This is a genomic window from Colwellia sp. Bg11-28 (assembly GCF_002836245.1).
In the GTDB taxonomy this organism is placed as follows: domain Bacteria; phylum Pseudomonadota; class Gammaproteobacteria; order Enterobacterales; family Alteromonadaceae; genus Colwellia; species Colwellia psychrerythraea_A.
This window is the reverse complement of record NZ_PJBA01000018.1, coordinates 641,874-664,194: the sequence shown is the minus strand read 5'-3', so window position 1 is coordinate 664,194 and position 22,321 is coordinate 641,874. Positions and strand designations below refer to the sequence as shown.

At 37.7% G+C, this 22,321-nt stretch carries 21 protein-coding genes; 8 read left to right on the top strand and 13 right to left on the bottom strand.

Going from position 1 to position 22,321, the window contains the following annotated elements; genetic code table 11:
- Nucleotides 1-46 precede the first annotated feature (46 nt).
- Nucleotides 47-898 carry an HDOD domain-containing protein gene (locus CXF79_RS20100; protein WP_011045128.1) on the top strand — a complete coding sequence of 284 codons (852 nt, stop codon included), beginning with the start codon at nucleotides 47-49 and terminating at the stop codon, nucleotides 896-898.
- 109 nt (nucleotides 899-1,007) lie between these two features.
- On the opposite strand, the gene CXF79_RS20095 is transcribed toward CXF79_RS20100, so the two are convergent.
- From CXF79_RS20095 to CXF79_RS20080, 4 genes are all read right to left on the bottom strand, one after another.
- Entirely contained in the window at nucleotides 1,008-2,681 is a 1,674-nt protein-coding gene (locus CXF79_RS20095; RefSeq protein WP_101157465.1) for an FAD-binding protein, read from the bottom strand.
- A 34-nt stretch (nucleotides 2,682-2,715) separates the two neighbouring features.
- Nucleotides 2,716-3,540, bottom strand: coding sequence for a PEP-CTERM/exosortase system-associated acyltransferase (locus CXF79_RS20090; protein ID WP_101157463.1), 825 nt, complete (start codon nucleotides 3,538-3,540; stop codon nucleotides 2,716-2,718).
- Between the two features lie 88 nt (nucleotides 3,541-3,628).
- Nucleotides 3,629-4,879 (bottom strand): pyridoxal-dependent decarboxylase, exosortase A system-associated, encoded by a 1,251-nt coding sequence (locus tag CXF79_RS20085; protein ID WP_101157461.1) that lies wholly within the window; start codon nucleotides 4,877-4,879, stop codon nucleotides 3,629-3,631.
- Nucleotides 4,880-4,899: 20 nt separating this feature from the next.
- On the bottom strand, nucleotides 4,900-6,504 hold the full coding sequence (locus CXF79_RS20080; RefSeq protein WP_101157459.1) for an acyl-CoA ligase (AMP-forming), exosortase A system-associated: 1,605 nt from the start codon (nucleotides 6,502-6,504) through the stop codon (nucleotides 4,900-4,902).
- Between the two features lie 431 nt (nucleotides 6,505-6,935).
- On the opposite strand from CXF79_RS20080, the gene CXF79_RS20075 reads away from it, so the two are divergent.
- Nucleotides 6,936-7,700, top strand: a complete 765-nt coding sequence (locus tag CXF79_RS20075) for a S1 family peptidase (RefSeq protein ID WP_101157457.1) — start codon at nucleotides 6,936-6,938, stop codon at nucleotides 7,698-7,700.
- A gap of 56 nt (nucleotides 7,701-7,756) precedes the next feature.
- Here CXF79_RS20075 and CXF79_RS20070 read toward each other — a convergent pair whose 3' ends face one another.
- From CXF79_RS20070 to gpmI, 3 genes are all read right to left on the bottom strand, one after another.
- Complete coding sequence (locus CXF79_RS20070) at nucleotides 7,757-8,479, bottom strand: divergent polysaccharide deacetylase family protein (RefSeq protein WP_232769260.1); 723 nt, start codon at nucleotides 8,477-8,479, stop codon at nucleotides 7,757-7,759.
- Between the two features lie 176 nt (nucleotides 8,480-8,655).
- Nucleotides 8,656-9,891, bottom strand: coding sequence for a murein hydrolase activator EnvC family protein (locus tag CXF79_RS20065; protein ID WP_101157453.1), 1,236 nt, complete (start codon nucleotides 9,889-9,891; stop codon nucleotides 8,656-8,658).
- A gap of 72 nt (nucleotides 9,892-9,963) precedes the next feature.
- A complete protein-coding gene (gene gpmI / locus CXF79_RS20060; RefSeq protein ID WP_198560107.1) occupies nucleotides 9,964-11,526 on the bottom strand; it encodes a 2,3-bisphosphoglycerate-independent phosphoglycerate mutase in 1,563 nt (520 codons plus the stop codon).
- Between the two features lie 211 nt (nucleotides 11,527-11,737).
- Between gpmI and CXF79_RS20055 the strand changes: the two genes are divergently transcribed.
- Genes CXF79_RS20055 through gpsA form a run of 4 tightly spaced genes read left to right on the top strand, consistent with a single transcriptional unit; the run spans nucleotide 11,738 to nucleotide 14,068 of the window.
- The gene (locus tag CXF79_RS20055) at nucleotides 11,738-12,163 is read left to right on the top strand and encodes a rhodanese-like domain-containing protein (RefSeq protein WP_101157451.1); all 426 of its coding nucleotides are present in this window, start codon (nucleotides 11,738-11,740) and stop codon (nucleotides 12,161-12,163) included.
- A 55-nt stretch (nucleotides 12,164-12,218) separates the two neighbouring features.
- Nucleotides 12,219-12,479 (top strand): glutaredoxin 3, encoded by a 261-nt coding sequence (gene grxC, locus CXF79_RS20050; protein WP_101157449.1) that lies wholly within the window; start codon nucleotides 12,219-12,221, stop codon nucleotides 12,477-12,479.
- Between the two features lie 38 nt (nucleotides 12,480-12,517).
- Nucleotides 12,518-13,015: a protein-export chaperone SecB gene (secB, locus tag CXF79_RS20045; RefSeq protein WP_011045118.1), complete on the top strand. Its 498-nt coding sequence runs from the start codon at nucleotides 12,518-12,520 to the stop codon at nucleotides 13,013-13,015.
- A 48-nt stretch (nucleotides 13,016-13,063) separates the two neighbouring features.
- Complete coding sequence (gene gpsA, locus CXF79_RS20040; RefSeq protein WP_011045117.1) at nucleotides 13,064-14,068, top strand: NAD(P)H-dependent glycerol-3-phosphate dehydrogenase; 1,005 nt, start codon at nucleotides 13,064-13,066, stop codon at nucleotides 14,066-14,068.
- 121 nt (nucleotides 14,069-14,189) lie between these two features.
- Here gpsA and trmL read toward each other — a convergent pair whose 3' ends face one another.
- On the bottom strand, nucleotides 14,190-14,654 hold the full coding sequence (gene trmL, locus CXF79_RS20035) for a tRNA (uridine(34)/cytosine(34)/5-carboxymethylaminomethyluridine(34)-2'-O)-methyltransferase TrmL (protein ID WP_011045116.1): 465 nt from the start codon (nucleotides 14,652-14,654) through the stop codon (nucleotides 14,190-14,192).
- 278 nt (nucleotides 14,655-14,932) lie between these two features.
- Here trmL and CXF79_RS20030 point away from each other — a divergent pair, with 278 nt between their 5' ends.
- On the top strand, nucleotides 14,933-15,838 hold the full coding sequence (locus tag CXF79_RS20030; RefSeq protein ID WP_011045115.1) for a cation diffusion facilitator family transporter: 906 nt from the start codon (nucleotides 14,933-14,935) through the stop codon (nucleotides 15,836-15,838).
- A 34-nt stretch (nucleotides 15,839-15,872) separates the two neighbouring features.
- Here CXF79_RS20030 and CXF79_RS20025 read toward each other — a convergent pair whose 3' ends face one another.
- The 5 genes from CXF79_RS20025 to rsgA all read right to left on the bottom strand — a co-directional run bounded on the left by CXF79_RS20025 (nucleotide 15,873) and on the right by rsgA (nucleotide 21,584).
- Nucleotides 15,873-16,877, bottom strand: coding sequence for an alpha/beta fold hydrolase (locus CXF79_RS20025; protein ID WP_101157447.1), 1,005 nt, complete (start codon nucleotides 16,875-16,877; stop codon nucleotides 15,873-15,875).
- A gap of 96 nt (nucleotides 16,878-16,973) precedes the next feature.
- Nucleotides 16,974-19,076, bottom strand: coding sequence for a M56 family metallopeptidase (locus CXF79_RS20020; protein ID WP_101157445.1), 2,103 nt, complete (start codon nucleotides 19,074-19,076; stop codon nucleotides 16,974-16,976).
- A gap of 18 nt (nucleotides 19,077-19,094) precedes the next feature.
- Complete coding sequence (locus CXF79_RS20015) at nucleotides 19,095-19,475, bottom strand: BlaI/MecI/CopY family transcriptional regulator (protein WP_011045112.1); 381 nt, start codon at nucleotides 19,473-19,475, stop codon at nucleotides 19,095-19,097.
- Nucleotides 19,476-19,621: 146 nt separating this feature from the next.
- A complete protein-coding gene (asd, locus tag CXF79_RS20010; RefSeq protein ID WP_101158259.1) occupies nucleotides 19,622-20,461 on the bottom strand; it encodes an archaetidylserine decarboxylase in 840 nt (279 codons plus the stop codon).
- Between the two features lie 64 nt (nucleotides 20,462-20,525).
- Nucleotides 20,526-21,584 carry a small ribosomal subunit biogenesis GTPase RsgA gene (gene rsgA, locus CXF79_RS20005; RefSeq protein WP_011045110.1) on the bottom strand — a complete coding sequence of 353 codons (1,059 nt, stop codon included), beginning with the start codon at nucleotides 21,582-21,584 and terminating at the stop codon, nucleotides 20,526-20,528.
- Between the two features lie 115 nt (nucleotides 21,585-21,699).
- Here rsgA and orn point away from each other — a divergent pair, with 115 nt between their 5' ends.
- Nucleotides 21,700-22,245 (top strand): oligoribonuclease, encoded by a 546-nt coding sequence (orn, locus tag CXF79_RS20000; protein ID WP_101157443.1) that lies wholly within the window; start codon nucleotides 21,700-21,702, stop codon nucleotides 22,243-22,245.
- Nucleotides 22,246-22,321: the final 76 nt, after the last annotated feature.

Genomic DNA, 22,321 nt, shown 5'->3' with positions numbered 1-22,321 from the left:
AACTTTATATGTCGAGTTTCTAGACTGCAGTATTAAAGGTAACAATATGACCGCAGATGATTATGTAGAACAAGCCAGTGAAATTTTTGTTTTATCCGATTCTTTTATCAGAATTAGGGAATTAATTGATGATGAATCATCTACCATAGATGATATTTCAGAGGTTATCTTACTCGATCCTGCCCTTTCTGGTACGGTATTAAAATTAGCGAATAGTCCTTTTTTTAGTTATCCAGGTAAAATAGACACCATATCTAAGGCTGTCTTGGTACTTGGGATTACGGAAGTTTATAACCTTGTTATCGCCTACTTTACTACGGAAGCTTTCAAAAATATTGATGCTAACCAAGATTATCTTGATGAGTTTTGGATAAAAAGTGTTGATTGCGCGTTGTTGATGAAGTTTTTAGGAACTAGCCTAGGTATTATTAATGCTGAACGTTTATTTATTTTAGGCTTGTTGCATAATTTAGGTGAATTAGTTGTTCATCAAATAACAACGGAAAAACAGCGTGCTTGTGATAGCCAGGATATCAATTTATTACCTTGGGTGAAGCAACAGGATGTATTAGGATTTACGTTTGGTGAATGTTCTGCCGAACTATTAAAACAATGGCAGTTACCTTATAGCATTTTCGCACCTATTCGTGATCAGGATATTGACGATCTAAGCCAATACACTGCAGAAACACAGTTGTTATATATCGCCAAGCGTGTGATGAGTAAGCAGCAAGTGTTTAAAGATCAAAACTTAGATTTCAACGACTTGTTAACTGAAGAGCAGTTAGAGCCTATTCGTCTAGATAAAAAAATGCTAGAAAATGCCGTTGATTATTGTGATTTAGAACGGTTAGGTTTGTTATCAATTTTAAACCCTAGCGCTTGCATGCTTTATTAATACAAAGTAGTCATTCAAGTAAAAGCTTAATTAAAAAAGCCCGATGAGCACAAGCTTGTCGGGTTTTTTCAATTAAAACATATGACGAATATGTTACGTTAAAAAAGAGCTAGCTAGGATTATATCTTCCTTGGCTGAGGATATTATGTGGATCTAAGCTGCCTTTGATTTTATTGACTGTTTGCCAAAAATCACTGTCTTTATTAAGTAACCACTGTTGTTGATCTATATTAAGACGGTAGGGGACAAACCCTTTTTTAAGACCTTCTGTTACTAGAGCTTTTAAACAATCATGAGCATCGGCGACTGCCTGAGGATTACCTAAATCGAAAACGATAGGAATAGTGCTATCAACGCAGTCGTGTTTTAGGTTAGTAAAGGTGATGAAAGGCTCAATATTATATTTTGGACAAGTTGCTCTAACAAACTCGACAAACTCTCGCATTTTCTTTGCTTTCATCGTTATTAATGGAGCATACCAAAGTAAACCGCAGCCATCTTTTCCTGGTGATAATTCATTTTTATCAAAACCTGCAGTCTCGGTATGACGCCAGTAAGCGAGTTTTAGGGCAACTTTATTCGGCTTGCCCAGCATAATCTCTTTACCCTTATTAAACGAATCCAGTTGCTCTACTGCCACAGATAAAGGCGGCACTTTATTAATCAATAATGAGGGGATGTATTTAATAACTTTATTCGCTACAACGATGATTAAGCTATTTGAATATATTCGTTTACAAGGCAATTGTTTAAAAATACGGTTAATTTCTTTTTTTACTGCTTTGACCACGCCGACACTGCCGTAAATACTACCAACAATGGTCCAGTTAGGCGCTTGTAATTCTTTAGCCAATCTTTCAATATCTTGATTTTCCATTACTTGATGGACGTCGTTACCATTGGGGTTTTTGGCAAACATTGATAATAAACGGCGTTGATCCATTAAGTTAATTGAGCCAACAATACCTTCATAGTCTTGTAATACTTGTCGTATTAAGGGCACCGCTTGTTCAAGTAATGCATCATCTTCCATTTGGATAAAAAATGAAGTGAAACCAGCTTTCTTCTTGGCTAACCGAATGGTCATTTGGCTCACTATACCAAGGTTAGACTGGGTAAATAGTCCTTCCAAATAGGGGCCAAGTCCCCATTTAAACGTTTTATCGACAAATTTATCATCGCTGGCATCTAGTTCATTGACGGCTGATTGATAAGGCGTGCCGTTGGCCCAATACCCCTGAATACTGTTAACGGCAGCAAAATGGTCTGTATAGGGTGTTATACCGTAACCGCGCTCTAAGGCGTTGGCTAGTATAGAGCAGTCTGGTCCTGCCCCAGTGACAGGCACCATATAGTCATGATTATGTAGCTGTAAATAATCACACAATTGCTGTTGAGTAACCCCTGGTTCAATCGTCACTAAACCAAGTTCACTGTCAAAGTGTTTTATATCGGTTAATTGACCTAAATCCAAAAGAATAATGTTTTTAGCTGTGCCAGCAGGCTGACTGGTGCCATAACCCCAATTTTTCCCTGTGCTAATAGGATAAAGAGAAAAGGCGAGTTCTTCATCGGTCGCACAGTGGTTGGCCAAATCAAGTAGTGCTTTGATCTCATGGGACTGAGTTAGTGTAATTACGGCAAATATACTTCTTTGTTTATTTTCAAAGCAAGTCAATCCTTCAGTGCCAAGCATAAAGCGAGAAACCTGCTGAGGATCAAATGATAAACTCGAATCAATTGTTAATACATTTTCAATGAGAGGAATAAGTTTCTGTGGCATAAGAGGTGCTTAGTGGTTTTCCGCTGTAATTTTGTTAGGCTAAATCTAATTGATTCAGTTGTGAGCAAATGTCTTCTTCAATGATACTAAAAAGGCTTTTAAAACCAGGAGAGAGATTTTTCATAAAAATTTCAGGATTAATATAATAAGGGGCGCGTAAACCATGATAATCAACAGGGGGACCTAGTTGCTGGAAATTAATACCGATAAATTTCATGCTACGGGCAAGTCGTGGCTCCATCATCACATAAACATGACGAATACCGGTATTCATGCTCATAGTGGCTGCCGCCATATATAATCCTATGGCTATGAAGGGGAAGCAACGTAACTCGGTTTCTGAATAGGTAATTTCACTGATAACGCCAGTACCTGAGCCTTTATAGTTATCGGCCTTACGGCGACGAAAATCAGATTTAACGGCTAAGCGTGATATTTCTGCTATTTCATTGCGATTAAAGTGTTTAGGGCTAAGTTCTTCGTTAGTGATCGAGTCCAAACAATATTTTTCAATGGGAAGTAATTCATCAGGACCACTTGAAGTGACTAAGCGTACACAGCTAGTGAATGTACCAGACGGTTTATGTTTGATTAAAGAAAACATTGATTGGTGATCAAATTCATCTGTTTCTTGGCCATTCTCTCTAATCTCTTCAAAAGCAAGTTCTTCACAGTAAACATTATGACGAATTTTAAATGCTTCTTCTTTTAAGGTTTGGCTGACGGCAACACAAGGCTGTAAAAATTGCGTAAAATGATCTGATATATTATGCGCCTCTCTACTTGCCTTAGCTGAGACAATTTTTTTGGTGATATTACCAATAATGGGTGTGTCTAATAATCGTTTGTTCCAGTTCATTTTTATTCCATGATGAAATTGTAAATAACTAGGCTAATTTCAGTATAGTCGTTAAGACAAAGTATCTGTAATTATGCGAAGATAATATTTAAATTAATAGTTCACTTACTTGCGGCTGACTAAGAAAATCTTTAGGACTCGCTGTCGCGCCATAGGCTCCTGATTGAAAGACAACAACATAATCGCCCATACTCGCTTTAGGTAACATTATTTTATCAGCTAAAATATCAAGCGGGGTGCACAGGGGACCGACGATGTTAACGAGTTCTTGAACATCCCCTTTGAGTTTGTTTCCAATAACTACGGGGTAGTTTTTTCGTATTACTTGACCAAAATTACCAGAGTTAGCAAGATGGTGGTGTAAACCGCCATCACAAACTAAATAGTTAGTACCACGAGACACCTTTTTATCGACGACTTTACAAACATAAATGCCCGCTTCAGCGACTAAATATCGGCCCAATTCTAATATCAACTCTAAACCGTCAACCAATGTTTCATGCTTTTTCAAAAGAGATTCTAGGTTGTTAGCGATTGCCGTGACATCTAATGATTTTTCATTTGCAAAGTAAGGAACACCAAAACCACCACCAATATTGAGATAGTCTATTTTACCTTTGGTTATTTTACTTGATAGCGCAACTAACTCTTCAGCCAACATAAACGTTTGCTGTTGTGCTGAAAGTATAGCTTCTGCATTGAGATTTTGTGACCCTGCAAAGATATGAAAACCACGTAAATTAATTTTCGTTAAATTTAACTCTTTTAGTATTTGAGGGACTTGCTCTTCATCGATACCAAAAGGTTTTGCTCCTCCAGACATTTTCATGCCTGATGATTTCAATTCAAACTTAGGATTCACTCTAATGGCAATATTTGCTTTAAGCGATAATTGACCGGCAGCAAGCTCTACTTTGGTTATTTCACCGGCAGACTCAACATGTAAGGTTACGCCGGCAATAATTGCTGCTTCAATGTCTTCAGTCGTTTTTCCGGGACCAGCGAAGCTAATTTTGTCAGCTGGCATGCCCGTTTGTATTGCTAATAACATTTCTTTTCTTGAAGCGACATCAAATCCAGACACTTGTGTCGACATCAGTTGCACTAAACTGGGAAAAGGGTTTGCTTTAATTGCGTAATGTAGCGATATCTTTTTTGGTAGAGTATTCGTTAATTGAGTAACTCTATTGATAATAAGTTGACGATCATAGGCATAAAACGGCGTATTTGAAACGAGCTTTTCTAGGTGACTCAAAGGGTGATTACCAACGAACAATTCACTACTTGAAGAGGGATAATCCTTGAGTGATGTCGTTAAATCAGTCGTTGATAGTTTCATGTTACTGTCCGTTATGTTCATTAAATGAGATTAACTTTTTTGTTATAATTTACTGTTAGCAATTTAGTATCAACTTTACCATTGGCGTTACGAGGAAACTCAATTAAAAATATTATTTTTTTTGGTATCATGTAGTTAGGTAAGTTTAGTTGACAATGTTTCATGATGTTTTTTGTTAATAACTCTTGTTCATCGCTTGAGCTTACTATTAATGCAATGATAGCTTGGCCAAGTTCAGCTGAGGGACTGGCAATGATCACCGCTTCAGTAATTTCAGGCAGTTGTAATAGTACAGACTCTACCTCTGTCGGACTCACGCGGTAGCCTGACGTCTTAATCATGACATCTTTTCTTGAAACAAAATATAGAAAACCGTTACTGTCGCGTTTAACATAATCTCCCGAAAATACTGCTAGAGGCGTATTTTGAACATTTATTGCTTGTTTAGGCGTTTCTTTAAAGCTTTCTGCTGTGGCGGTCTCATTTTGCCAATAGCCTAAAGTTACTAATGGGCCTATATGAACCAATTCACCCACTTCGTCATCATCACAATTACTGCCATCTGCGCGTAATACAAGAATTTCAGCGTAAGGGATCGCTTTACCCATTGAGTTGGGTTTATTGTCTATCTCCACTGGAGATAAATAAGTAGATCGAAAAGCCTCAGTTAAACCGTACATAAGATAAGGTTTAGCTTGTGGTATATTTTCTCTCAATGCAGCGAGAGTTTTTAAAGGTAATACCCCACCTGAATTGGTGAAATAACGCATGGATTGTACTGAGCTCTTTGACCAGTTTGCTTTTATTAACTGTATCCACAAAGGTGGCACCGCAGCTAAGCCTGTAATCTGATAAGTGGCAATGGCTTTTACTACATCACTTGCCAATAAATAGTCGAGTAATACACATTTGGCTCCTACTAAGAAACAACTAGTTAATTGGTTCAGACCATAATCAAAACTTAAGGGCAACACAGCAAGAATATTGTCTTTAGACGTCAATTCTAGATACTGGCTAACAGACATTGCGCCAAGCACTATATTAGTATGGCTGAGCATGATGCCTTTAGGTTGACCAGTACTGCCTGAAGTATACAAAATGGCAGCAAGTTCATTAGGCGATATTGAACACGGTAGGTTATCTTGGTTATCTTTTAGAGAGATAAAAGACTGCCAACTAACGAGCTTAACTGATTTAGAACATGCTATTTTTTCTAGTTCTTGCTGATCAGCATCAATGACAATTATGGTTTTTAACTCTGTAAAGTCATCTAATAGGGAAGAGAGTGCAGTGAGTCTTGCACGATTGGTGACCAATAACTTAATTTGACAATCGTTAGCGATATAGTGAACTTGTTGGGCTTTTAATACAGGATTGATAGGGACGAAGACGGCGCCGAGTAAAGAGCAGGCAAATATACTTTGAACATTTTCTTGATTTTTTGCTAAATAAATACCAATGCGATCACCACGTGTAATGGCGAGTGAAGCATAAGCTTGCGCTACCTTAGTTACTTTTTCATTAAGCTGGGCATAGCTCAAACTCATATTTTTAACTTGCAGCGCAATTGCTTCGGGAGAGCGTTGTACACTGTGGCTTATAAGCTCGTGAACAAAGGTAATCATTTATCATCCTGAAAATTAATATGGGACACTTCTTAGCAGCGCTATTATGACTGTGAAAGCATTACATAGGCAAGTATGAGATAGAAAAAATGCTTATAATTTAATGAGCTATATCATGAGTTTCCATGTTAATCTTAATTGGAATAGCTTCTATTGAAGTTTGAGACCTAATTCTATACAGGTCAGACTTCTTTCTTTGGTCACTTTAAAATAGACCACAGAATATTCATCTATATTTATTATGATAGTGTTATGCCAAAACTGCTTGATGATATATTCGTGAAAAATATTGTATGCCAACTATAATCTTAAAGCATTTTGTAGGCCGCATGGTTTAATTATCGCTAAGTAATCAATAAATGAGTCCGATTGCTATAAGATAGTATTTGTGCTCGATAACAACTATAGCTCACTTTACTTAGGAAAAATTTATGTCCATACATATTCCCTTACTGCTAGTTATTGCTTCTTTATTTACATCATACGCGCAAGCAGATTTTGTTGGCGTTGTTGCTAAAATCAAACCGTCTGTCGTTGGTATTGGAATACATACACCGACGAGTCGACCACAAAATATTCTACGAGGCACAGGTTTTGTTATTGGTGATGGTCGTTACATTGTTACTAATGACCATGTATTGCCGACCTTATTAGATGAAAGCTTGTTACAGAAAATGGCTGTTTTCATTGGTTCTGGTAAAAATGCTAAAGTTAGAGAAGCCGAAATTGTTGCAACATCAAGTTTATACGATCTCGCCATTTTAAAGATCTCTGGAGCAGCCTTACCTGCGATGACTTTAGCGAATGAAGATTTGTACGCAGACGGTAGCTATATTGCTTTCACTGGTTTCCCTATTGGTGGCGTGTTGGGCCTTTATCCCGTGACCCATCGAGGCATGATTGCCAGTATTACTCCTACTGTTGTTCCTGCGGCTTCTGCGGGACAAATTAATTTAAAAATGCTCAAACGTATGAGAAATCCTTATTTGGTTTATCAGCTTGATGCGACGGCCTATCCTGGAAACAGTGGCAGTGCTATGTATGATATGAAAACAGGGAAAGTGGTTGGCATAATTAATAAAGTTTTTGTACAAGCAACTAAAGAGGCTGTTATTAGTAACCCTAGTGGCATCACTTATGCAATACCTGTTAAATATTTACATCAAGTCTTACGAGAAAATAACATTAAACTTTAAGTGATACTTTAGACTGAATTATATGGCGTTAGGGATTTCATTGTTCTAGCGATAATTTACTCAGTTGCTGAAGAGCTAACTACCTTATTGATCGATGTTGGGTATAATCGTGATAATGGAACTAACTCAATACCGTGTAACTTTAAGGTAGGAATGAGTTTATTTAAGGTTGCCACAGTTTCGGGATGAGGATGGGCGATAGCAATAGCTGTTTGGTGTTTTTGAGCGAAATGAATGAGTTGCTTAAATTGCTGACTAATATACTTTTCAGTTAATTCATTATCTAAAAATATATGCCTTGCTTTAACCGGTACGCCAAAATCGATAGCAGCTTGTTGTGCTTTTGAATGAGGACTGGTTTTACTGTCTAAAAAAAACAAATCATGCTGTTTTAAAAACGTCATAGTCCAAGCCATAGGTTGATATAATTGTGTGAGATAGCTCCCCATATGATTATTAATACCAATCGCAAAGGGAATTTCAGCGAAGGACTTAGTTAAGCTTTGACTAAATGCTTGTTCATCCATATTACTTGTTAGCGCACCAGGACCTAATTTTTTTCTATTTTCAGATTCCATTGGTATGTGAATCAGCACATCATGATTAGTGCTATTGGCTTGCATGGCAAGTTTTTTACCATAGGTGGTATGAGGTAGAAAAGCATAGGTAATTGCTCCAGGTAAAGTTAACGCATGTTTGTCGGTATACCGATACCCCATATCATCAATGACGATAGCAACTTGGTTCGCTTGAGCAATGCTTTGAACACTAAAAAGCATTAGATAAAGTATTATAAAAGAACGTATAGAGATAATTTTTAAAAAAGTATTTAGCACAGGGTAATATTTGTCTTTTTAGTTATTATAATAAGAAAGCGTAGCAGTTATTTAGTTAAAAAATATATAAAGTTAGCGCAATGATGTTGAGAGATCTTGTTTAATAAATGATTCAATAATTACCGACACCAAAGTTTAGGGTTGAGCGCTTTGCCTTGGTGGCGAATTTCAAAATAAAGACCTGATTGCTCTAAACCACCACTTTGTCCAATTAACGCAATGGGCTCACCTGTTTCTACACGATCACCGACTGATTTCAATAAGGTTTGATTATGTGCGTATAAACTCATATAACCATTACCATGATCAATCACGGTTAATAAACCATAGCCTTTAAGCCAATCTGAAAATAATACCTTACCATTATGAATGGTTTGTACTTGTCGGCTTATTGGAGCACTAATTAATACACCTTTCCATTTTAAGTAGCCTTGTTTTCGAGTGCCAAACCGATGCAATATGCGACCCTTAACTGGCCAAGATAACTTTCGTTTCAATTTACTTAAACCGGTTAAATCAATTTCAGCTTGGATAAGTGCCGCTAGCTTATTCAATGCTTGGTTTAAATTATTTTCTTCTGCTTTAAGCTTATTCAATTGCTGTTGGCTGGAAAGTAACTTACGACTTAATTTTTTTAGGGTTTGACTTCGCTGCGATTTACTACTTCGAAACTGGGTATCTTGCTGTAATTGTTCGTCTTTGAGTTGTTGTAAATGGTCAACCTGTGTTTGATGTTCGGTACTTACTTGGAGAAGTTGAGCGATGGTCACTTGAAAATTATCAATCTCTTTAGTTCGTGCTTGATTTAAGTATTGATAGTAGCTGATGGTGCGCTGGATCTTTTCACTTTGATCTTGGTTGAGTAACAACTTGAGATAATCATGTTGACCAGTAGTGTAGGCCGCTCTAAGTTGTTGTGCTAATAAACGTTCTTGTCTTTGTTTAGCAATAGTTAGCTGTTTTTTCTTTATGGCTAAGGCAGTAATTTTTTCTTGAGTCGTTTCTAGATCAGTTTCAATTTTATTAATTGCTTTGGCTACTTTTGCAATCGCTAAGTCATCATTTTTTAATTGTTGCTCCAAACTACTGCGTTGTTTATTAACATCAAAAATATTCGACTCTTGTTGCGCAATAGCCTTTTGGACATCGCTGAGTTTTGCGCGGTTCTTTTTTTGCGCACTTTCATTGAGGTTACTTTGTTCAGCTTGCAAGGGAAAAGCAAGTATAAAACTTAGTATTACTATGATTGCTGTAGCTATATGTTGAAGGCGCTTATTTGCTAAATACGTGTGGATAAACAATCTCATAATTGATGATGGAAATAAATCAAAAGCCAATGTATCACTTATACCCATGTCACCTCAAGAAGTGCATCTCTTGAGGTGAAATAGTTATAGTTTACTAATCTACTATCAGGTAATTTACTATCACTTGATTAACTGCATTAGTACTGAACCAGTCATCTCCCCAGGTTGTTCCATTCCCATTAAATGCAATACGCTTGGCGAAATATCGCTCAAGGTGCCAGAGGCTGCTGGCGAGGCATTTCGGCCAACATAAATAAGGGGTACTGGTTCGCAGGTATGAGCAGTATGAGCTTGTCCTGATACTGGATCTTGCATCTGTTCAGCATTGCCATGATCAGCAGTAATTAAACACTCACCACCGTTATCTTGCGCAGCTTTAACAACACGACCAACACAGGTATCTACTGCTTCACAGGCTTTTACTGCAGCATCAAAACTACCGGTATGGCCAACCATGTCGCCATTTGGGTAATTACAAACGATAAAGTCATATTTACCACTTTCAATTGCGCCAACGAGCTTATCGGTAAGTAGAGTTGAATTCATTTCAGGCTGTAAATCGTAGGTTGCAACATCAGGTGAAGGAACTAAAATACGCTCTTCGCCCGTAAACATATCTTCTTTGCCACCGCTAAAGAAAAAGGTAACATGGGCATACTTTTCCGTTTCAGAAATACGTAATTGAGTTTTATTATGTTTAGCTAACCATTCACCCATAACGTTAGTGAGCGGAGTGGGAGCAAAAGCTGATGGAGCATCAATATCTGCAGCGTACTGTGTCAGCATAACAAAATTGCTTATTGCTGGAATTCGCTTTCGCTCAAAACCATTAAAGTTTGTGTCGGTAAAACAACGACTAAATTGACGCGCTCTATCTGCTCTAAAATTCATAAAAATCAAAGCGTCACCATCATTTACCTTGATAGCTTTACCTGATGGGCTGGTTATAGCGCTGGCTCCAACAAACTCATCATTCTCATTACGTTCATAGGCCGCTGCAAGAGCATCCAAGGCACTATTATATTGGTGTAAACCTTCGCCATTAACCATTAAGTTATAAGCCGCTTCAACTCGATCCCAGCGTTGATCTCTATCCATAGCATAGTACCGGCCAATAACTGAAGCTATTTGGCCTTCGCCAGTATCTGTTTCTGTAAATAACTTTGAAAATTTTTGTTGGGCTTTTTCTAAAGAAGCTTGTGCACTGCGTGGCGGTGTATCCCGACCATCTAAAAATGCATGTAAGTAAACTTTTTGCGCGCCACGTTTTTTGGCTAGTTCCATCATGGCGAAGATATGTTCTTCGTGACTATGTACGCCACCTGGAGAAAGTAAACCGAAAATGTGCACCGCTTTATTGTTTGATGTCGCGGTATCTACTGCGTGGCAAAGCGTAGGGTTTTCAATAAAGTCACCATCACTTATCGCTTTAGTGATACGCGTAAAGTCTTGATATACCACACGGCCAGCACCTAAATTCACATGGCCTACTTCGGAGTTGCCCATCTGTCCTTCAGGTAAGCCAACGGCCATGCCTGAGGTATCAATAAGCATATTTGGGTACTTGGCTTTTAAATCATCTAATACTGGTGTGTTCGCTTGATGAATCGCGTTTGAACTCGTTTCTTCTCTATATCCCCAACCATCTAGAATCATCAGTACCGTTGATTTCTTATTCGCCATTATTTTTCCCGTTAAATTTAGTATCTTATGTGATTTATATATTTTATGAGCAAGTATTGTACACCCACAGATTGTGTTATTCACTAAGGATTTAACATTGAAATGTTCCGTAAAGGGTTACTAAGTTTTAGCTCGCGGTATATGCTCGCAATTCTAAGTCATTTGCGTATAATGTGCCGATTCGAAATTTGATAAAAACGGGCATTTATTTATGGAACAATTAATTACTTTTGCAAGCGATAATGGCATGCTGAGCGCGGTTTGGGTTGCCTTAGTGGTAATGATAATCGTCACGACAGTTAAAATGCAAATGTCACCGATTAAACAAATCAGTACTCAAGATTTAACTTTTTTGATGAATAAGGAAGAAGGTATTGCGCTTGATATCCGCAAGGAAAAAGAGTTTAAAGCGGGACATATTCTCGATGCAATCAATTTACCAAGTGAAAAAATTAACAAAAATGACTTCACTAGTCTTGAAAAATATAAAGACAAGCCCATCATAGTAGTATGTGCTGCGGGTATGAGTGCTGTGCAAATTGCTAATGATTTATATAAAGGTGGTTTCACTCGAGCTAGCGTACTTAAAGGTGGCATGAATAGCTGGACTAGTGCAGGTTTACCTGTAGCTAAATAGAATATTTACTGAAATTTTCGCTATCCGTTTAAATAGAAAATAAAGAGTGATTAAAATGGCAAAAGTTGAAATATATACCAAAGAATATTGTCCTTATTGTACTCATGCTGTTGCCTTATTAAAGAGTAAACAGACAGAATATAATGAAATTAAGATTGATGGTGATATGGAAATGCGTAGCACCATGATTGAACGCACTAATGGTGGCTACACAGTGCCACAAATATTCATTAATGATGTTCATATTGGCGGTTGCGATCAATTAGTCGCCTTAGAAAGAAATACTCAATTAGATGCGCTTTTAGACGCAAAATAATAAATTCAATTAGAAAAAATATAATAAAGGAGCCACTCATGGCTGAAGAAAATCAAGTAGAGAACAGTGAAGCAGCACAACAATCTCCAGAATTCGCAATTCAACGTATTTACACTAAAGATGTTTCTTTTGAAACGCCTAATTCTCCAGCTGTATTTCAATTAGATTGGAAACCAGAAATCCAATTAGATCTTGATACACGTTCAACTAAGCTAGCTGACAATACTTATGAAGTTGTTTTATCGGTAACGGTTACTGCTACAGTGGAAGATAAAACTGCCTTTTTAGCTGAAGTACAACAAGCGGGTATTTTTACTATTGGCAACTTACCTGAAGCACAATTAGCACATACAATTGGCGCTTTCTGTCCTACAACATTGTTCCCGTATGCTCGTGAAACGGTAGCAAGCTTAGTTAACCGTGGTTCTTTCCCACAATTTAACTTAACACCGGTTAACTTTGAAGGATTATACGCTTCTTATGTACAACAACGTGCAACACAAGAAAACGTGGCACAAAGTAGTGAAACACATTAGTTAGTAGCAATATACAAAAGTAACATTAGCTTATAAATAGGGTTTTATATGTCTTTAGCTGCAAAAATTACAGTGTTAGGTGCAGGGTCTTATGGCACTGCGCTAGCAATTTGTTTAGCCAGAAATGGTCATAAAACCTTGTTATGGGGACGTGATGATAATCATGTCGCTGCAATGGAGCAAGATAGAGAAAATAATAAGTATCTTGCTGATTGCCCGTTCCCTGAAAATTTAGCACTAGAAGCAGATTTAGAAAAAGCAGTGCAAGCGAGTGATAACCTGTTAGTGGTAGTGCCAAGCCATGCTTTTGCAGATATGCTAAAGCAAATTAAACCTATGTTAACCGAGAATGCAAAAATTGCTTGGGCAACTAAGGGGCTTGACCCACAAACCGGTGATTTATTGCAAAACGTCGCTAGAACAGTACTTGGCGATAGAGTGTCTTTAGCTGTTTTATCTGGCCCAACGTTTGCTAAAGAAATGGCCTCAGGCTTACCAACGGCTATTTCGTTGTCTTCTGAGGACGATGAGTTTGTTGCTGAATTATCTGACTTACTGCATTGTGAAAAACGTTTTCGAGTCTACTCTAATAAAGACTTTATTGGCGTGCAGCTCGGCGGAGCGGTTAAAAATGTTATCGCTATTGCCGCAGGTATAGCTGATGGTATTGGCTTTGGTGCAAATGCACGTACAGCGTTAATCACTCGTGGATTGGCTGAAATGACTCGTTTAGGTTTAGCATTAAACGCTGAGCCCGCTACTTTTATGGGCATGGCAGGTTTAGGTGACTTGGTACTGACTTGTACGGATAATCAATCGCGTAATCGTCGATTTGGTTTAGCGTTAGGTCAAGGCAAAGAAGTTGAACAAGCGATAACTGATATCGGTCAAGTCGTTGAAGGTTACCGAAATACCAAAGAAGTTTATATGCTTGCCCAGCGACATGATGTTGAAATGCCTATTGTTGAGCAAGTATATCAGGTACTTTATCGCGGAAAAGATGCTAAGTTGGCAGCGGCTGATTTACTTTCTCGTGATAAGAAATTTGAGTAATCTAATCACATTTAAAAGAAATACTTTAAATAAGTACTTTAAAGAAATTTTAAAAAGAATAACTGTAAATTTGATCATAATTTGATTTACAGTTATTTTATAATAAAGATATGATTTTTTGTTATACGGCGTTGGGGAAACCCAGCTGACGCCATGCATCGTAAACAATTACTGCTGTTGCGTTTGACAAATTCATGCTGCGACTCTCTTTTAGCATTGGAATTCTAAGCTTATTTTCGTCAGGAATTTGTGCACGAACTTCCTCTGGTAACCCCGCTGTTTCTGAACCAAACAATAAATAATCACCGGCTGCAAAGCTGATATCACCATAAAAGTTATTGGTTTTAGTGGTAATCGCTAGCACACGTTTTGGCTGCTCTTTTTCAAGGAAAGCATTGAAGTTTGCATGGCGCTGTATGGCGGCAAATTCATGGTAGTCTAGACCGGCACGACGTAATTTTTTATCATCTAAATCAAAACCTAATGGCTCTATTAAGTGCAAACGAAAGCCTGAATTTGCACATAAGCGAATTATATTACCGGTATTTGGTGGGATTTGGGGTTGAAAAAGAACAACATCTAGCATAACAATCATCTTGTAATAAATTTTTTGTTATTATAACGAACCTGAACCCCGCTTAATATATATTTATATACCGGTGATTTTTACTCATTTGATTGTTAAATTTATTTACAATATTCAGTACTTAAAGCTTAAGTCTACCTAACGTTAATAAAAAGTATTAAGCTGGCGCTATTACAGTAGTTTAGATGTTATAATTCAATGCCTTAACTATCTATTTATTAGAGTTCGGGTTAACAAGTAATAACTTTCAGGTTTTAATTTTTCTCCAAGGATTAGCTATGGCTATAAAAAGCTCAACAGACGATTATGCATTTTGGGTGCGACTAGCAGCAATATTTTCTACTTCTACCGCGTTTATCTTAGTGGTGATTAAATTGTATGCGTGGTTGGTAACTGACTCTAGTGCCATGCTCGCTTCTACCACTGATTCTATTTTAGACTTATTTGCTTCGATAATGAGTATTGTTATCTTGCGCTTTGCTTTAGCTCCTGCAGATAAAGAGCACAGTTTTGGTCACGGTAAAGCTGAAAGTCTAGCGGGGTTGGTACAAGCTTCTTTCGTACTTGGCTCTGCAATATTATTGATTTTTAGTGGTGTGTCTCGGCTGCTTAATCCACAAGCGATAGTTCATGGTGAAGTCGCTATTTGGGTAACAATTATCTCTATTGTATTAACTCTTATTCTAGTTGTGTTTCAGCGTTACGTAATAAAGCGTACTGGCTCTATTATTATCAGTGGTGATGCATTGCATTACCAATCTGATTTATTTCTAAATTTAGGCGTTTTAGCGGCAATTATATTGAGTCAGGGAATATGGTTACAAGCTGATGGTGTTTTCACTATATTGGTCGCTCTATATCTTGTTTTTGGTGCTGGCCAAATTATGGTGCAAAGTGTTTCTCAGTTAATGGATAGCGAGTTAAGTGATGAAGAATTGTCGCAAATAAAAACTATTGTTTTGAAACATAAACAAGCATTGGGCATTCACGAATTACGCACTAGACAGTCAGGAGTACAGAAATTTATCCAATTTCATTTAGAGTTGAGTGACAACTTATCTTTATTAGAAGCACACAGTATAGGCGATGAGATAGAGGCTGAAATTTGCCAAGTGTTAGCTCCTTGTGAAGTCTTTATTCATCAAGATCCTAGCTCTGTAGTGCAAAGTGAGCAGTCAAAATAGACTGTTACCTGTTAGTTTACATCACTTTAAAGCGTTAAGTATGTTGTTCAAACCAAGCAAGGCTTTGTGTTATTGCTTTATTTCTAAGATCATCGGTCTCAAAAAATAGCTCATGGAAGGCGTTATCAATGTTACTCGGTACGCCATTTGGACATGATTGTGGTTGCAATGTATGTAATTGCTGGCAAAAATAATCTTGTGCTTGTTGGCAAACGACAGTATCTCCGCTAGCTTGAAGCAATAATATAGGCGTCTTAAGCTGAACAATCTTAGAGAAAAGCTCTTTTTGAGCCGCGATACTTTGTGCTAACCAGTGAGTGGTAACACCACCAAGTTGGATGATTTTATTCTTTTTATACAAATCAACAAAATATTGATAGCGCGGTATTGAATGAGTTAATTTATTATCAGTAAAATTGACAGGGGAGTAGTCTTTTTGTCCTAAAAAATACCATGGCGTATTGCTGATAATATTATTGAATTTCAGCTTAATGGCTACCAGTATTTTAGCTATGCTCTTTGGTAACAAACCAGAATAAAAGCCCAACATAGGTGAAGATATCACGGCGGCTTTAATTGCACTTGGAGAGTCTTGCATAAAACGAGTGGCAATAGTCCCACCCATTGAGTGCGCTAAGAGGTATGGTTTTTCTGAAGATTTGGGTGTAACGATATTTTCAATGAAATACCGTAAGTCATCCACATAGTCTTGAAATTTTGTAACATAACCTTTGTTTACGTTTAGCAGCATTCGTCCTGATAGTCCCTGACCTCGATGATCTATGATAAAAATGTTATACCCTTGCTGGTATAAATCAAATGACAGCTCTTGGTACTTTAAGTAGCTCTCACAGCGCCCTGGCACTATGACTATCGTAGGACACTCTACTTGCTCTTGAATAAATTGCGCATAGTGTATGTTTACTTTATCTATCCCTATAAATGAGTCAAATAGGCCTTTATTCCAAAATAAGGTAATCTCATTTGGTAGTTTGTATTTGATGTTTTTCTCTGAATTAAAGGAGTGGTATTTACTCAAAAATATGCCTTTGTATGCTTATATTTAGTTGTAGCTATATGGAGATATACAGCTAAGATGAGGCGAGTTGAAACATTTCTTTATTCGTTATTACTACTAGGCATGCAAGCTAAAAGAGAATATCTTTGTCATCTTACTTTCAACCTTTCGGTTGTTTATCGTAGCAGGACTAAATCGCCATTTACGAATAGCTGAGCGGATAGCTGATTTGAAATAAATAAGCTTACTTTGTTGGGCGAAACTAATATCTTTAACTTTACCATCACGATCTATAATGAAATCTACTTGTACTTCCATCTCAAGGCCACGGCGCTTTGCAAGGCTTGGATATACTGGATTAATAGAGTTAAGTAATTTTGCCTCAAATGAGGTTGGCATCTGCAATACTTCTTGCTTTGATGGTTCAATTTCGCTCGCCTTTCCAACTTTAACTGTGTTTGAGGCTTTATAAAATTCACTTTGTTCGGCTAGTTTGTTAACTTCTTGGTTATAAGCCAACTTGTGATACGAGTCTTTTTTGCTATTTAACGCTTTATCATTTAAGAGGGATAATTGCATATTACCTTCTTGAGATGAATTAATGATAGCTGGCTGCGCAGTAAACTTGTCTGCTGAAATCGATGATAATATTAATTGAGGTTGTGATTTTTCAATAGCTAACGGCTGTAAATTAGTTGTTGATGATAAACTATTTTTTGCTACATTTAGGTCTGATTTTGCTGAAGTCAGTTGAGGTGTTGTTCTACTATCACGCTGAACTTTCACCCTTAGGGCTGTTAGTACCTCGTTATCACCCGCAGTTATCTGTTTTGTACTGCTAATTGTTGCACTTCGATTAATCTGAGCCGTTTCCTTTGCTTTGATGGTATCTTGATAGTTGCTGATAGCCAAAGGCTCTACAATAGCAGTGGTTAACTCTGATTCGTTTTTACTTTTCAGAGCAAATGCATTCTGATTATTCTCTAACTCTACAACAGAAGCATGAGGTAACGTCTCTTCGCGATGGAGTAGTTGCTGAGCAATCGAATCATTGTTCAGTGTTGTATTCCGATTACTTGTGTTGTCTTTATTAAAATTAATTGCTGCAATCGTTGTGCTCGCAATATTACTGTTAATACTGTTTTTTTCTTGCCATGGGAATTTGTTGTTTAGCTGTTGAGCAAAAGGCATGGTCAATAATTGATTCATGCTCAATAATGCTAGCGCTAAAAGTAGGCTTACTGCCGCTAACCACTTGCTGGTGTTATTTGTTGGGGCACAATGATGATCAACAAGGCGAAGCACTCGTTCTTTTAAATCACCGCCGGATGCTGCCATTGCCATGGTCGGAATCGTATGGAAGTGATTTTTAGCACATAAAGAGGCGGTATCCGTTAGGGTGTGTGCGTAAGCTATGGCATCACCGCAGTGTTGAACAGCAATATCATCGCTACAATATTCACGTTCATTACGCATTTGCTTGCCGATCCAATGCACACTTGGGTGGAAGAAAAATAGTAGTTCGATCAGTGCTTGTAAAAAATTAACTAAATAATCATGACGGCGAATATGTGCAAGTTCGTGCAAAATAAGCATTTCAAGTTGAGCCGCGTTTAGTCCGGTCACCATACTAGCGGGTAGCAATACCACAGGTTTTAACCACCCTATTGCCATAGGTACTTCAGCTTTCAATGAAATAAGTAATCTGGGTGTTTTAGCTAACTTTATTTGTTTGGCCAATTCTTCAAAGCGGGCTGATAAAGCCAAAGAGGGGGAAATGCTCGAATGCAGAGGTAAGTTATTTACATTACGAATTTCAATGAGTAGCTTGCTAGAAAGAATTGCAATGGTAGCTAGCCAAAGTAATGACAGGTAAGGTAATGAATAGGCTAAAATTGAGGGCAACAATTCTTGATAAGTAAACAAGGCATTTTGTTGGGTTAACTCATTTACTAAACTTGTAAGGGGAATGGGACTGAGATAACTATTAATGCCTGAGCTTGTGTCAGGGTAAACCATGGTAAAGGTCAGTACCGCAAGTATTGCATTTGATAACATTGCAAACGTAGCGAGTGTGTAACGCAGTTTTGATTTATTCTTATCAATTATATATAACAAGGACTTTAAGATAAGCGCCACCAGTAAACCTTGCCATAAAAAATGCACTAAGGTTAGCGATAAGCTATATAAAAAAGGGCTGTTAAATAATTGTTCAAACATAGTTAAAGTTTAATGGTCCTACTTTTCTAAAGAGTTTAGTAACTGGCGAATATCATTAATTTCTTGCTCACTAGTTGAGTCGTCGATAGCACGCATGACTAATTTTGAGGTCGAGCCTCCAAAAGCTTTACTAATTAAGTCTTTAATGAGTGATGATTGTGTTTGTGTTTGGCTATTGGCAGCGGCATAGACATGAGCACGATTACTTTCATCTCGGATGACCAGGGATTTCTCATGCATTATTTGAAGTATTTTTAATACCGTAGTGTAGCCAGTTTTTTGTGTTGTGCTCACGACATCATGAACTTGTCTTACGGTTGCAGGGCCCATTTTCCATAGCACATTAAGTAAAGTTAACTCAGCCTGTGTAGGTTTTACTGTGGAATTTTCTTGTGCCATGTACTTGTCCCTTATTTAATTGTTTTAGTTATACTTTTATTGAATATAAGTTTTAGAGGTGTTACGAATTTGATCGTATTTCCTCTAAGCTTATAATGAGTACACTAAATGAGCAACAGTTTTGTTCGTTGACTGTTTCTTGCCAGTTATGAAGCACTCTTATCTAGTGCAGCGTAGATTTCGCCAAGTCGAGTGACAGTACCTGGGCCAGCATCGGTTGCAAATTCACTAATCATATTAGGTGTGAAAGTACTAACAACTGTCGATCCTAGTTTAAATCGACCCATTTCATCACCTTTTTCAAAAGTAATCGCATCAGCCCCGTCTTTAGGGTATTGCCACCTAAAAATGTCTTTTCCTGCAGGAGGCGTAATCGTACCTGCCCAAGTAGTTTCTATACTGGCAACAATCGTTGCACCGACTAATACCATGGCGAGTTCACCCATTTCAGTATCAAAAATGGCAACTACGCGTTCATTTCTCGCGAAAAGGTCGGGTACATTTTGAGCGGTTAATGGATTAACTGAAAATAGTTCACCGGGTACATAAATCATTTCACGTAAGGTTGCTGCCATTGGCATGTGAATACGGTGATAATCTTTTGGTGCTAAGTAAATACAAGAGAATTTCCCCCCTTGAAAAGGCGCTGCTGTTTTTTCGTCACCACCGAGCAAGGAGGTGACACTATAGTTGAAACCTTTTGCTTGAATAAGTTGCCCATCAATAATATCGCCTTGTTGACTGATTGCACCATCAACGGGATAACAGATTGTATTCTCATCATTATCAATAATTCGAGCACCCTCTTCTAGTTCGCGAGTGAAAAAGTTATTGAAGGTATCAAAGTCACTGGCCTTTTTAAGCTTAGCTTCATTCATATTAATGCCATAGGCTTTAATAAACATACTGATCAGCTTAGTGGTTAACCAACCCATTTTTGCAGCGGCTAACTTACCAACTAAACGTGAAATAGCATGTTTAGGCATAATGTACTGGAAGGTGATTTTAATTTTATCGCTAAGACTATTTTTTGAAGACACTCATTTTTCCTTAATTATTAAAGCGAGAAGTTAATTTATTATCATTTAGGCTGGCTAATATACGTTGAAAACTTGCTAAGCGAGCTGGATTTATTTGTTCATTTTCTGCTGCAGCGATTAGAGCACAGCCAGGATCTGTTTGATGCTTACAATCCCTGAATTTACATAAGCCAAGAAATTCCGAGAACTCAACAAAACCATGACATACTTGTTCTGGTGTTAAATGCCATAAACCAAATTCACGAATACCTGGTGAATCAATTAAATCCCCCCCCTCATTAAAGTGGTATAAGCGTGCCACTGTCGTGGTATGTTGCCCTAAACCTGAGTTGTCCGAGACTTCTTTTGTTAATATCCCTAAATCTGGCATGAGAGCATTAACTAACGTTGATTTCCCGACACCAGACTGACCAACGAAAATACTGGTATGCTGGGCAAGCTGCATTTTTAGTTCACTTATACCATCGCGAGACTTACTGCTAGCGTAAAGCACTTGATAGCCAATATCTTGATAAATTTTCAATTGCTTGGCTATATTCTCTTGTTCTTCAGCGCTTATACTGTCTAATAAATCAGTTTTATTCAGCACAATAACAGGAGTAATCCCCGTTTGCTCTGCAGCTACTAAGTAGCGGTCAATAATATCGCTATTAAAAACAGGCAACACAGAAGAGACAATGAGGATTTGACTGATATTTGCCGCGATAGGTTTAACGCCATCATAAACATCGGGACGACTTAATACAGAGTCACGTTCATGAACAGCCTCTATTATACCTGTGATACTATGTTGAGTTTCTCTGCCAAGACGCCAAAGTACTTTGTCTCCACAGACAAGCGAGCCAATAGAACGACGTAAATTACAGCGGTATATTTCACCAAGTTCGCTTTCGACATCGGCATGTTGGCCAAACCGACTAATAATAACGCCTTGCTGAGGAGTGCCTAAGTCGTCATCTTCCCATTGCACTTTATCTTTATTTTTAGTGGTTTTACCATGTAATCTATTATCATGATTGGCTTTAATGCGCCTTTGCTGACCTTTGGTCAGTTTTTTTACCTTAGACAAGTGACTTATTCATACGATTTTATTTGATCCAATATTTAATTTGACCCGACTTGGTTCTGGCGTATTATACTAACAATTATATACGAATGCTTGTGCATTTTTTTAAGGGAAGGTTATGGCGGGTAACGACAGTAATTTAATTTGGCTTGATTTGGAAATGACAGGCCTCGAGCCTGTAGAAGATGTAATTTTAGAGATCGCTATCATTATTACCGATAGCGAGTTAAATATCTTAGCGCAAGGGCCAATTTTTGCCATTAGCCAAACTGATGATGTGCTAGATAACATGAATCCATGGTGCATTGAACATCACGGGAAATCAGGATTAACTCAACGTTGCCGCGACAGTGAAGTGAGCTTGGCTCATGCAACTAAAGAAAGCTTAGCTTTTGTTCAAGAGTGGGTACCTCAAGGTAAGTCACCCATGTGTGGTAATAGTATCGGTCAAGATAGACGATTCATAAATAAATATATGCCTGATTTTGAAGATCATTTCCATTACCGAAACTTAGATGTTAGTACAATAAAAGAGCTGGCAAGACGTTGGAAGCCAGAAGTACTAGAGTCTGTTGTTAAAACGGGGGCTCACTTAGCCCTAGATGACATCAAAGAGTCGATCGCTGAGTTAAAAGTATATAGAGAACTTTTCTTCAAGTTATAGCTTTACTAATAAAACCATATTAAAGGCATGATAATGTTTGTATCGTTATTATCATGCTCCTTCCTACTTTTGAGTA